Genomic DNA, 13395 nt, shown 5'->3' with positions numbered 1-13395 from the left:
GCCAAGAGCGTTCAATAAAAGACTGTGGAGTTTATCTCCCGGCATAAGTCTCATACCTGCCTAACCATTCCAGAATAGACGCGTCTATCCTACCCTCGTACCATCAAATGGAAATGAGCCCGCATCACGGATTGTAGCTGTACCCGCGAAAAAGTCGCCGTCGATCGTCCCCTCCCAGGTGATGGTTACAGGAAACGGTTTCGTCATGACTGTCGTGCACGTCACATGGTTCCCGTTTACCTTACCCTCCGAGAACGGCACGGTGATACCCGCCGCCTCATTGGTGAGCGTTCCGGACAAAACATCATCCCTTGTCACCATTACAAGCTGGAGTTCCTGCGTCGCGGCGGGGTGGTAAAATTTCAGCTGCCATATCCCGTCCGGTTTCGCCTCTGATGGTGCTCCAACCGTAGAGGTGCTGGCCGGTCGTCTGGAAGGCGCAGGTGCCTCGTAAGACATACTCTGTCCGAGGCGGGGGCGCCCGGGCTCGGCCTGCACCCCCAGAGAATTCAGAAATCCGGCGTTCATCCGATAGAAGCCAATCAGCATCAGCAATTCGATGATCTCTCCCTCATCGCGAGTCGCGGTCAAAGCCTTCCAAGTCTTCTCCGAAGCGCAGTTATCTGCGCAAAGGTCATCGACCAGATTCAGTACCGCCGCGTCAGCGTCGGACCACGAACCCGTAGCGTTCGCAAGGGCTTCAATCTCAGATGCGGTTACGCCGGCACTGAGGGCACCGGGAACATGGTTGGCCCACTCATACTCGCACGAGGAGCGGAGTCCGACCCGTAAGATCATCAGCTCGCGCGTCCGGAAAGGCACTCTCCCTCCGGTTGTAAGATGCCCTCCAAACTCCAGCCAAGCCGTCATCAAGTCTCCACGGTGAGCAAGCGTTCTAAGGACATTCGACGCTCCAATTCCAGCCAGCGTGCGCTGTTCTTCCGATAATGCGGACACATCCATCAGCGGGATGCGAGCCTCCGTCGGTCTCTTAATCTCTCCCCGTCCTTGCCAGACATTCGCTGGTGCCGCACTGTCCATTTTGTTCCTTATTTCATCGTTCATTTAATTTTCCTCCTTTTTATAATAGCAGCTCTTCATTAGGTCCTGATTCTATACCACAAAATTTCGGATAGATGATAACCGCCTGATTAATTAATATGACCGATCCGGTCACTTATTATTCTATACCGAATGACCAGAGTGGTCAAGGTCATTTTTAAAACTTTATGTACCAAGTATCTCCAGCCCTCCTGACTTTGGGAGATAGAAGCCAAAAAATCGCCGAATTCCTTGGGGCGCAAGAAATTCGGCGATTTTAAATTGTCCTATTATTTTAGGTTTATTTTAGACCAAACTACCTGAATTTTTTAAAGGAGTGATTTTTAATGAGCTCTCAAGATTCCAGGCCGGCCAACCTATACACTAAAAACGGACCAAAACCCAGACTACGCCAAATACAATACCGATAATAAGATAAACAATTAACTGAATTTTGGTTTTATGCTTAGACCAAAATATTGCGCGGCTTGGGTTACTAAGACCGATTATAAAAGCTATGAAAGCCGTTACTGAAATGATCAAAAAAATTATTGACATTTTTAGCTCCTTTTTACTTAATTCTTGTTGATATAAAACATGTTCTGATTGTACCCCTTATGCCACATTGCAACTTCCTCTTTTGAAAATCTGCGTTTTGCCATTTTAAAATTTCCCTTACAGCACTCTCTTCGCAAAGGGAATTTTCCGTACAAGCCAAGCAAGCCCGAAGCAGACCGGCAGACAGACGACCGCCGCCAGCAAGAACTTCAGCTGAGGCAGCGCCTGCAAGCCTGACAACGCCGGCACCAGGAAAACGATGACCGGTACATGGATGACATACACGGCGAAGGAATGCTGGGAGAGGAACCGGCCGAACTTCTTCCCGCCGTCGAGGAAGCGGCGGAAGAAAGTAATCAATGCCAGGCTTATGCCCACGGCAAAAATCGAATCCCACAGAGCAAATACAGCCGACTGCCAGCTCCCGTAGCCTATCCACATGCTGTTGGAGCCGATGACCGAGACCGGGAATAAAATGACCGACGCAAGTATGGCTAAAACGAAACCCAGCTGCCCGAGCGAGCCTGGAATTGACCGGAGCCAGCCCTGCCGGAAGGCAAGCATTCCGATCAGGAAAAAGCTCAGGTATTGGGCCAGATACCCAAGCGACGGGAATTCGAGCACGGGTATGCCATAGGGAATGACGATCCGCAGCAGGTAGCTGGCCGCCGCCAGCGCCAGCGTGAAGAGGGCAACTTTGGAAAACGTAAGCTTCTTGGACGCACCGCCCGCCGGGCGCTCCGGCCTGTTTTTCACAATCGTCCGCCACACGAGATAGCCCAAGTCGAATATGAGCAGCATCACCACGAACCACATCTGATCCAAGACAAACAGATTTCCGATGGGCTGATGCGTTATTTGATGTCTTCCCCAGACCATCAAGGGGCTGATTATGAAGACGTAAACGAGCGTGGGTATGGCGAGCCGCAGCAGCCTGTCCATGAGGAATTTGCCGGGCCCCTTGCGTTCATACGCCCCGGGAGTGAAATACCCCGAGAGCAGGAAGAGCAGGCCCATGAAGTAAGCCGAGTTGATCATCATGAATAAATACAATGTGCTGTAGACTTCGGCCAGGTGCTGCAGCACGACGAGGATCACCACCCACGTGCGCAGGTTGTCGGCAAAGAACAGACGTTTTGCCGGTTCTTCCGCAGGAAGGGACCTCGGCTGATTTCCCTCGACAAGAGACATTGATAATATGCATGAAAGCGCCAGCAGAACAAGCCCCAGACCCAGTCCGACCGCCGCGGCTGTGAGACTGGAAGTGAGATTCTGGACCGCCGGGCCCGCCTGTTGCAGAAGGTTCGTTTTTCTCGTCAGGACGAAGAGGATGACGAAAAGCAAATAAAACGGCAGGTTGGAAAAGATATAGACCTTGGAGAACGAAAATTTAAAATACAGCGGAAATATCACCGCGGTCATCAGGCACGCATAAGCAAAGCCAAAGGACAATAAGGTCAGAAATTCATTGCTGTTTATGACATGGCCAGTGACAATCGAAACGATATATGCCACTAACGTTGCGATGATGCCGTTTATGACGATGAGGCACAGGGCGTACAGGTGTCTGCCTATGACGACATCAGATTTCTTGAGCGGCAATATACCATACAGGTTTTCGAGGTTATTTTTTTCGTATACAGAAAAAATCTGGCCGGCAATGGGCGTCGAAACGACCATGATAATCAGGGCGCCATACATGGGTATTTTGCTCATTACAGCAAAGAAAACCCCGATAATGTCAATAATGAACATAAAATAACGCGACTTCGCGATATTGAAATCGAGCTTTACCGATTTGAGAATACTACTCATAATGATTCCCTCCTTTGCTGATGGATACGAGAATCTCGTCTATCGTAGGTGTTTCCGTAACAATCTCCGGAGCCAGATGTTTCATCTCGGAAGTCGGCAGCAGTCCGGCAAATCCCGCGATATTGGTGGTGAGCCCGATAAGGTTTTTCTTCAGTTCATCCGTCAGGTCGTGCGGCCCCCCTCTAACGATGCAAAACCGTTCCAGCAGATCGTCTTTGGTTCCGGAATAAAAAATACTCCCATGCTCGATCACCGTAATATAATCGGCAATCTTTTCAAGGTCTGAGGTGATATGGGTGGAAAAAAGGATGCTTTTCTGACCGTCGGCAATATACTTGCTCAGTATTTCAAGCAGCTCTTCTCGTGCAACTGGATCAAGTCCGCTCGTCGGCTCGTCGAGGATCAGGAGCCTGGCCTCGTGTGACATCGCGACAGCCAGCATCAGCTTCATTTTCATGCCACGGGATAACTCTTTCACCTTTTTATCCAAAGGCAGATGAAAGCTGCTGAGATATTCATTAAATTGTTTACTGCTCCAATTGCTGTAAAAGTCCTTGAGGGCTCTCTCTACTTCCCGGACTTTCCAAGTGTCGACGAAATAGGTATCATCGAAAACGACCGCAATGTCCTGCTTAATTTTCTGTTCATCCTGCATATTATCCAAGCCGAATAGTTTTATTTCCCCTCTTTCCCGGTCAATCATATTAAGGATCAGGCGGATCGTGGTAGTCTTACCGGCGCCGTTTTGACCGACGAAACCCATGATATAGCCCATCGGTAAAGAAAAAGAGACATTATTTAGTGCAAAGTCTTTATAGTTTTTACAAAGTTCGCGTATTTCAAGTGCATTATTCATAGGGATTTCCCTCCAACATAGATTTAAGCATTTGGAATAATTCCTTTTGAGGCAATTTAGCTATCTTTGCGGCATTTATGGCAGCCGCAAAACCATCTTCAATTTTACGAAGCAGCTGTTCACGTACCAGTTCACTGTCCTTCGGGGAAACGTAACAGCCTTTGCCTTGTATGTTGACGATAAAACCCTCCTGCTCCAAATCAGAGTAGGCTCTTGTTGTCGTAACGACGCTTATTTTCAACTCACTGGCAAGTTGCCGGATGGATGGAAGTATATCCCCCTCGCTTAAGTCGTCGCTGAGGATAGCCTCCTTGATTTGTTCTTTAATCTGTTCATAAATAGGTTTCCCCGATGTATTTTTAATAATTATCCGCAATATTTAATCACCCTCATCACTTGAAATGGTGTCCGTATTGTAATCACTGTATGTACCGGATAATAACACTTGAGATATAGCATGTCAATAACTTTTGATTTTATACATTTCTGTAAAATAATAGTTATTATCCCGTATGTTCAATGTCATTTATAAAAATAAGCAAAAAACGGGCTGAAAATTGCACTTTTTTCAGTCCGTTTTTTGCTTATTTTTTACTGCAAAACCATTACATATAGTGGCTGATTTGGCTCATTTGCCCTTGGAACCACTATTTGTCATCAGAATTACCGTCTCCACGTGCCTTGAGGATATAAAAATACTACCGTGTCAATCTGGTATCCCTTGGCGGGGAAATGTCACGATTTTCGGTCAAAACCTTTCCCCTCTTGAACACCCAACGTATATTCACGTCTCCCGGAACTCATTAAGTACCCTAATTCTATAAAGATTAGGATACTTTAGTCGCCTCAAGATAGACAAGCGGAAAAGTGGCTCTTAATACTTTCCGCCGGCCAACAGAAAAACCATTTTTCTCAATAAACCCAGTATATTCCTCCGGTATCCACTTCGAGTAAGTTTCAAACCCGATGAGTTTCAGTATTTTAGCGTTCAGATTCCAGATGGAGTTTTTTAGGTGCCCATGCGCAAAGGTTGGTGCTATCAGTAATCCACCAGGTTGCAGTACCCTGCGGATACTCATAAGCGCCGCTTCGGGGTCTGGCATAATATGCAAAGCATTGGAAATGATGACCGCATCAAATGAATCATTTGCAAAGGATAATGCCACAGCGTCTTCGATGGAAAATTTAACATTGGACGGAGCAATTTTCTTTTTTGCGGTTTCAATCATCTTGGAGGAGAAGTCCGTCGCTTCAACTTGCCGGACAAATTTGGCTATGCCAAGCGCGATTAAACCGGTTCCAGTGGCGACTTCCAAAACCCGCATATCGGCTCTCAGCACTTTCGACATCAGATTGTACATTTCTTCGTATGCCGCTTTGTTAAACCGATTAATCTCGAAGTCATACAGCCCGGAATACCGATTCCAAAACTTTTTGTTGTCGCGCATTGTCAGTTTACTCCCTTAACCTAAAATTTAATCGTCAAAGTATAATTATTATTCATCAAGCAATTTTCGTAATTCATTAATAAGTCGCGTCACTTCCCAATCAGATATAGCCGGTCCTCTGCATTCATTAGCCCGACTCACTAAAGTTTCCACATATTTATTTATTTCTTTATTTTCGCTTTTGATAATCGCTTTGACTCTAGCCGCAAAAGATGCCGAAGTCTCGCCCTGAATAAGGTATTCATAGCTCTCGGTACTTAAACACAAGAGTAAAAATTCAATAATCCCTTTTTCCAGATAATGATTTTTCGTCAACTCCATGAACTTGGATTTATCGAGTTTGAAAATCGGATTTAGCCAAAACACTCTGAAATCTCTGATCCTAGCAAAATCATCATCCGAATACGAAATTTTTTCACAAAGCTGATATACATGCTTTGCGAAAAAGCTTTCCCGCAACAGCTCCGGAGTTTCCAGCATCTCGGTGAAGAATCCCGTTCCCCAATTCGAGCCGGATGGTTTTTCGATTTTATCAAAATCGAAGTTATAAAAATCAATCGGATAGCTTGTGCTGTCTGTAAAAATATATATGAATTTGAGAAGCTTTGCGTATGTGATATATTGATCCGTCAAGCATCTGTGCATAATCCTTTCGTTTATCTGATTTATCTTAATATGATGGCCAATCCACCGGATTAACTCTCCCTTTATCCGATGCCCAATATTACTTTCCGCAATTTTAGTACATACAAATTCCAGCACCTCTTCATCCGCAATGGATTCATCCGCCCAGTCGGCATCGATGATCCGGCGAAATAATTTTACTTCCTTACTCCACTCATGATCCGGCTTGGGATAAAGCATATGATATATAACAAGAGCCGCTTTATATTTGTAAGCCAGCCTCTCCGCCAGAAAAACGAAGTATTCTTTATCTGACTCCGTATAAGCCATATCCCGCATGTACAGATAAATGGCATTGCTTAAACTATTTTCTCTGGCTGCTCCCCGCTTCAATGATCCGAAAAACCAGAAATCACTTTTTCCTTTCAATACATCCACATAATCCTTATAACGATCCAGCATTTTCTTTAAATACGCGTCATAGCTTTCTATCAGCAATCTTTTGGAATCCGTTAATTCCGCATCATTTTCTTGACGGATTTTTTGGATAATCTTATAACCTCTTTGCTGCGTAATATGCTCGTGGATTTTTTCGAGGTCGTCCCAAGAATTAATAGACTTCATAATGTTTGCGGGCAGCTTAAAATATGTACATTCTTTGTTCCAGAACTTCTCTTGCATATATCTGTCGACAAGCTCATTGATAAATATGTTATCCCTTAACTCGGATTCTTTATTTTGAGTTTTGATATAGCTGTCAATAGCCTTACATATAGCATTATCCTGGATTTTGTGAACCTCTAATAATTCATCAAGCTTTAACTGCACAGAGCTTTTTGCGAGTCGTTCAAATAACTGGACAAAAAAATTATATAAATAGATCAGACGATTCCACTGTTCGTTTTCCTCATTTCCTATAAATCTCTCCAGCACGCTCCATCCGCCGGGCGTAAATTCTGTTTCAAAAAATATTTCGTTTAAAATGTGCATTATCATTTCTTGTTGTTTATTCGCCTTTAAGTCTTCCGCCTCGGCAAATAATGAATTGAAAAAGATCTCATAACGATTCTTTTTATAAGCATATTTGAAATTTCTCATATATTCTTCTGTTACTTGTTTCTTGATTTTCCATCTCAATGGCTCTAATTTATATTTCTTGTGAACATCGTATAAAATACTCATGCCACTTAGGCTCTGCAAAAATAAATATACATACAAAATAAAAATAATGAACAGGCTTGTTTCCCACAAAGCTTGCAGAACGCTCCCTGTGATACTTAACTTCTCCGTTACTGAAACGATTGCTTCTTTTATATAAGGGTAAATGCCCCCATAGACCAAAAGAAACCTAAAAAAAACAGAACCAAAAAGTTTAAATCCTAGTTTTTGGACAAACAATTCCCCGATAATACTTCTTCCCCAATACAAATCATTTTCTTTGTCCTGCAGCGTGTAGTTGATAATGAATTGTAAAAAAACATACAATATGCCATATAAGGTCAATATCCCTAGGACAAGCCCCGTGTATCCTTCACTTTTCCCAAAGTTAATAATGCTGTATTTCTGTTGAAGCGCCACCAGAACAGCGAGCGAAATCAAGGGCAAAATTACCGGAATAACCTTCTTAAAATATCTTTCAAGTAAGACGTTCCCGATTTTGCTCTTTTCAAAGCGATATTTCATTTCTATGTATGGTCTGCGCCATATTCCAACAATAATCTGACCTAAAATGAAAGCCAGTAATACCGCAGAGAAAAGCTTGATATTTGTCCAAATCAGCTCAAATAATTTCACACGCACTTACTCCTTCTGCTTTTAGCTTTCAGCTTCCTTATTCTTGGTCATCTCCCGCTGCATTTCCCCAATATCAATGTATTTGGCGACATATTGTTTCCTCAGTAATGCCGGCGGAACAAAATCATTGTATTTTCCCTCGACCTTTATCTCGTCAGGGATGCTTAAGTCGTTGATAGACAGCGGCACAGTTTTTATGTACTCTAATGTTTTTAAGAGCGCATCATGTCCGACGTTTTTGACAATAATGAAAGGCCAGTAGGGGGGCGTATACTGTCGTTGGGGTAGCAGCGCCGTCAGCGCAAGGTCGAGAGCGTTTGCCGCCTTTGTTCCAAGCCACAGGGCCAGGCCGAAGGTGTCCGGAGAAATTTCAAACACCGCGTTTTCTAACAGCCGTGTCTGACGTACTGTCAGCCGTATTTCCTTAAGACGGGATGCCGCACTCGGATGAAGATAGGGATATTCAGTACGGCCTGCGACGACCTCACGCATTTTTTGGAGGACTTTGGTATGTTCAAAGCCACCGCAAGTACCGTCCCAAACAGTCGGCGGCTTACCTTTGGCACTTGTGACATAAATGATCTTCTGTTCTTTATCAACCTCAAGGATAGACCACGTTTTCCCGCTTAGCACAAAGGTGGTGTCCGGCGGCAGCGGATTATTTAACATACCAATTTCCTGGGAACCGTCTCGCACCGAATATTCGATGGGGCTTTCAAAAACAGAATAAAAATTATAATGATTCGTCAATAGTTCGCCTTGCGCACCGACTAAAAGACTGCCGGAAGAGGTTCTTTCAATTTGCTCTTTTTCCAGCATATAGCGCAGCAATGTTTTGTAATCTTCCTGAGAGACATGGGCAAACACCGCCTCGCTCAAGAGCGACTGCGCTAACAGCTCCGGCTTCGCTTCACCGCAGCTGTAGAGAAAGCTCATCGTCTGATGATATAAAACGCCATAAGGATAGCGGTCTGCTACGATAGGCTCAAGCCAGTTCTCGCGGTATAATTCAATCAACGCAATACATTTTACCAAAAGCCAGTTAATGGATTTATAAAACTCTAGACCTGCTGATTCCTTTTCTTCCTCAAAAACAAAACACATTTCCGAGACTCCGCTGCGGCGACCACTGCGACCGAGTCTTTGCGACAAACTTGCCACCGAATGCGGGCAGCCGGTTTGCACGATGCGTTCCAAGTCGCCTAAATCGATACCCAATTCTAAGGTAACGGTCGCTCCCGTCACAAAGGGCAGATCAGAAAACTTCATCTGCGTTTCGGCATACTCGCGGTTGGAAGCGGAAATACTGCCGTGGTGTACCAGAAACACATCAGGCTCGCGGCGTTTTTCCGCGATGTCTTTGAGGTTCACAATGTTGCGCTCCACGTCGGAGCGGGAGTTGGAAAAAACGATGCTTTTTTTCCCTCGCGTCAGGCTGTAAAGCGATTCGAAAAAGGGCAGGACACTTTGGCGTTCTTGATCAACAGAAGGATGCAAAGTATAAAAATGACTGATCATGATCATCGCCTTGCGTCTTTCCGTCCCAACATCCGGCGTAACACAGGTTCTTGGCGTTCCGCTGTTTAACCATGCTTCTGCTGCCGGTACATCGCCCAGCGTAGCGGAGAGACCGATGCGCCGCGGCGAGAAGCCGATCAGATTCTGTAGTCTCTCCAGAAGGGAAAGCAGCTGAACCCCTCTGTCCTCAGCGATAAAATTATGCACCTCATCAATAATGATAAAGCGAAGATCGGAAAACAGCTTCATCGCCTGCTGTTTTCTTTTCATCAGCAGCGCCTCTAATGATTCAGGGGTGGTCTGCATGACACCTTGGGGATGTTTGAGCAATTTATTTTTCAGGGATGGCGACGCGTCGCCGTGCCACTTGGTTACAGGGATATAGGCTTCTTCCAGCAATTCTTCAAGGCGCACGAACTGGTCGTTAATCAGAGCTTTCAAAGGGGCGATGTACAATACACCAACGCTGCTTGAAGGTTTGTTGTACAGTTCAGTAATAACCGGTAAAAACGCCGCCTCTGTCTTGCCAGATGCAGTCGGCGTAGTAATGAGAAGATTGTCAGCCGTATTAAAGATAACATCACAAGCCGCAACTTGGACTTCACGCAGTTCTTCCCAGTTGTTGCGGTAGATGTAGTCTTGAATAAAGGTTGCTAACTTCCCGAAAGCGCTCATATCTCAAACCCCTTAAATTCCTCCTGAATTTTTTCGTCGTTTTCAGACGCTGCGGCATACTCAAAACTCTCGCCGTCTAAAATGCCTTCCAGCGACTTTTCAGGATGTTGGAGAATGATATTCAGGATCTCAATAAAATCCCGGATGATTTCCCGCGGGGTGATGTTTTGTCCCGCGCCAACCCGTGTAAACTCCCTTTTGATGAAATACTGCAGTGACGCGGATTTCAGCTTCGGCTCGTATTTATACACAAGTGCATGGATAGATTCCAGCTTTTGCACAAGGAAATACATCTCTTCGGGTGTAAGGGTTTTGAGCCTGATGATCGGCGCCAGCAGGTCGCGGGTAGCGCCATCGGAAAAACGGCTGGATTCAAGCCGGGATTTCAGTGCCTCATAGCTGAATACGCCGCGCCTCGTATCTTCGATGCACTGTGGCGTGCCGCCCATAATCACGCCTAAATATTGGGCCTTGCCCTGCATAACATCGTTGTAGATGGTCAGTATCTTTTCATAATTGTTCTGACGCGCAACCGAATTAGGGATTCTGACCAGATTGACCAATTCGTCAATCATCATAATCATGCCCTTATATCCCGCTTTCACGACGAACATAGAGAACAGTTTGATATACTCATACCAGTCGTCATCCGTTATGATAACGCCGATACCCAGTTCCTGCTTCGCCTCTGTTTTGGTAGGATATTCGCCGCGCAGCCATTTGAGGGTTTTCCTCTTTCCTTCATCGTCCTCGTTGACCGTTGCTTTCCAGTACAGCGCAATAATCCGCGCAAAATCGAAGCCGTGCACAATGGTTTCCAGTTCATTGACGGTCTGATGGATCTTTAGCTCGACTAATCCGTTGAGTTGCGCACTGTCTGCCGGGAGCGAATTTTCGGCCATAACTTCCGTTTTAAGCGCCGCTATCCACTTCTGGAGCAACAGGCTCAAAGCGCCACCGTCAGGGGCGGTATGGGTAGACAGGTTTTTCATCAGTTCCTTATAGGTAGCAAGACCCTCCCCCTTATTGCCGACGAGGCGGCGTTCGGGAGACAGGTCTGCGTCAACGACCACAAAACCGCGTTCCATGGCGTAGTTGCGGATTGTTTGTAAAAGAAAGCTCTTGCCCGCGCCGTATTTCCCGACGATGAAGCGGAACGAAGCCCCGCCGATGGAAATGGTCTCAACATCGTGCAAAAGCGCATCAATCTCATCTTTTCTTCCCACCGTGATGTAGCCAAGCCCCGTGCGCGGGACCACGCCGCCTTTTAAGGCATTAAGCAGTGTGCTGGCAATCCGCGGCGGAATTTTGTTTGTTACACTCATCTATTGCCCTCCCAACAACAATTTCAGTTCGTCGGTATAATCGTCATACACATACGGCACACTCTCGGAATAGTCGATCATGTTATCGGCAATCGCCTCAAGTGCCTTGGCATTAATTGTTTCTACAAGCAGTTCGCTGTTGGGCGGAACTTGTCCTCCGTTAAGCAACGCAATCAACAGGGTTCGTCCTTCTTCAGGCAGAGAATCTACGAAACCGGCCATTCCCGCCATTTCAAGATCAGGCGCTATCACAGCAGGACGTGGAACTTCAACCACCGGTACCGGCGGTTCTTCAGCAATGAGCTTTGCTGCCGTTTCCAGGTGTTCTTTTTCGATATCCTTAAGCTTGCTCAAATCTATCTCAACAGGCTTAATCTCCTTAACCACACCGTTTACGATAACGAGATGGGCCAGTTTGCAGTATTCGGCAATAGCACGGGTGATTGCCAGCTCAAACTCGGCGCTGCTTATGACGGAGAAGGCCCTCGCTTTCCATACTTTCAGCCTGCCCATGGTCGGGCGGGTTGGATAGGTGAATTTATCCGGTTCGCTGTACAAAAAACTATTTTCCACCTGAGAAATATTCGGCATTTGCAGGTTTCGCTTGTAACCGAAGTGTTTTCGCATTTTGACTTCGATACATTTCAAGATATATCCGATCACAGACCGGTACTGGGCCAAGGTTAAATATTCCCGATACCAACCCCTGCCGTTTAGTTTAATCGTCTCAAACTCGTCAAGTTGTACCGTTATCGGCTGTATGGCTGTATTCCTATGTACAGCACCTCTGAAGAGAGGGTACATTTTCTCCCTGCGGTTTTCAAAAAACATATTTCTCAAATCCACGCCGCTACTTTTGAAAAGTTTAGCAAGCTCCTGTATTACAAAGCAAGCGCATTTTTCAATCATCGCCTGATCGGCGGCTTTGTAAAATTGCCCGTTGGTTATCCTAAATGATGATGACGCTTCGATAACTCTCAAATCATCCCAACGGCAGGACTTTGCCTTTGCCATCAAAGTTACATCTTCGACGTGATACGGAACAGGAAACCTGCTGCTAAAAGCTGAGAATTCAACCGCTAACTGTGGTTTATGAACCACATAATAATCCCGTATCCATTGGCGCAAATTGGTGTCCATTGTTTCATGATACCGCCTGAACAACCTCCAAAGTGTCATCAATTTCTCGATTGCCTCAGCGGGGCTGCTCACACCGACATCATTAAGCAGTTCAAATATATAACAGAATGCATAGGATAACGAGGTTTCCTCAATAACACCCTGACGCACCTTTGTGCGCCAAGTAAAGTAAGTGCGCAGTTGCGCGTCGTCCATTGTGCCATAAGTAGCGCAGTAAGTATCAAGCGGAATCTTCTGGTCATAATTATCCATAAAATCCTTCATAAATTGCGCTTGCTTAAAAAAGATCTCAGCATTATTAGCATAATAGCTCATGTATTCTTCTCGAACACCGCCGACTTGCCTCATCTTCTTAAAGGTCGCGTACGGTTCGGATTGCTTTCCTCTTGTGGATGGCTTTTGCGTTATTTTTTCGGGAGAATATCTACTGCTCTGATTTACTTGCGGCGGCTGCACGGGCGCAAAATGTTCATTATTCTGACTGACATCTTTTAGGGCAAGCCGTCGGATGAACTCAGCGATATTGTCCCTGGTGCAGTTCTCCTTGGGGAATATTTTGTTGATCAGCGTCATGAGCGCATGAATATTTGCCATAAAATAC

General features: G+C 45.5%; 9 protein-coding genes. All 9 read right to left on the bottom strand.

The genetic code is table 11. The features are described from left to right. Positions 1-84 precede the first annotated feature (84 nt). Positions 85-1065 (bottom strand): carboxymuconolactone decarboxylase family protein, encoded by a 981-nt coding sequence (locus REC12_RS23255; protein WP_308898360.1) that lies wholly within the window; start codon positions 1063-1065, stop codon positions 85-87. Between the two features lie 651 nt (positions 1066-1716). Next, complete coding sequence (locus REC12_RS23250; RefSeq protein WP_308898359.1) at positions 1717-3414, bottom strand: acyltransferase family protein; 1698 nt, start codon at positions 3412-3414, stop codon at positions 1717-1719. Beyond that, a complete protein-coding gene (locus tag REC12_RS23245) occupies positions 3407-4270 on the bottom strand; it encodes an ABC transporter ATP-binding protein (protein ID WP_308898357.1) in 864 nt (287 codons plus the stop codon). The genes REC12_RS23250 and REC12_RS23245 overlap by 8 nt, the downstream gene beginning before the upstream one ends. Further along, positions 4263-4646, bottom strand: a complete 384-nt coding sequence (locus tag REC12_RS23240) for a GntR family transcriptional regulator (protein ID WP_308898355.1) — start codon at positions 4644-4646, stop codon at positions 4263-4265. Before REC12_RS23240 ends, REC12_RS23245 begins: the two co-directional genes overlap by 8 nt. A 451-nt stretch (positions 4647-5097) precedes the next feature. After that, complete coding sequence (locus tag REC12_RS23235; protein WP_308898354.1) at positions 5098-5718, bottom strand: class I SAM-dependent methyltransferase; 621 nt, start codon at positions 5716-5718, stop codon at positions 5098-5100. A 48-nt stretch (positions 5719-5766) separates the two neighbouring features. Continuing rightward, positions 5767-8136 carry a hypothetical protein gene (locus REC12_RS23230; protein ID WP_308898353.1) on the bottom strand — a complete coding sequence of 790 codons (2370 nt, stop codon included), beginning with the start codon at positions 8134-8136 and terminating at the stop codon, positions 5767-5769. A gap of 21 nt (positions 8137-8157) precedes the next feature. Beyond that, positions 8158-10329, bottom strand: a complete 2172-nt coding sequence (locus tag REC12_RS23225) for a DEAD/DEAH box helicase (protein WP_308898352.1) — start codon at positions 10327-10329, stop codon at positions 8158-8160. Further along, positions 10326-11654: an ATP-binding protein gene (locus REC12_RS23220; protein ID WP_308898351.1), complete on the bottom strand. Its 1329-nt coding sequence runs from the start codon at positions 11652-11654 to the stop codon at positions 10326-10328. Before REC12_RS23220 ends, REC12_RS23225 begins: the two co-directional genes overlap by 4 nt. Further along, positions 11655-13388 (bottom strand): TerB N-terminal domain-containing protein, encoded by a 1734-nt coding sequence (locus REC12_RS23215; RefSeq protein ID WP_308898350.1) that lies wholly within the window; start codon positions 13386-13388, stop codon positions 11655-11657. Positions 13389-13395: the final 7 nt, after the last annotated feature.

The sequence above is a fragment of the Candidatus Desulfosporosinus nitrosoreducens genome (genome assembly GCF_030954495.1).
Classification (GTDB): Bacteria; Bacillota; Desulfitobacteriia; order Desulfitobacteriales; family Desulfitobacteriaceae; genus Desulfosporosinus; species Desulfosporosinus nitrosoreducens.
The sequence above is the reverse complement of the archived record's forward strand: the minus strand, read 5'-3'. Positions and strand labels throughout refer to the sequence as shown.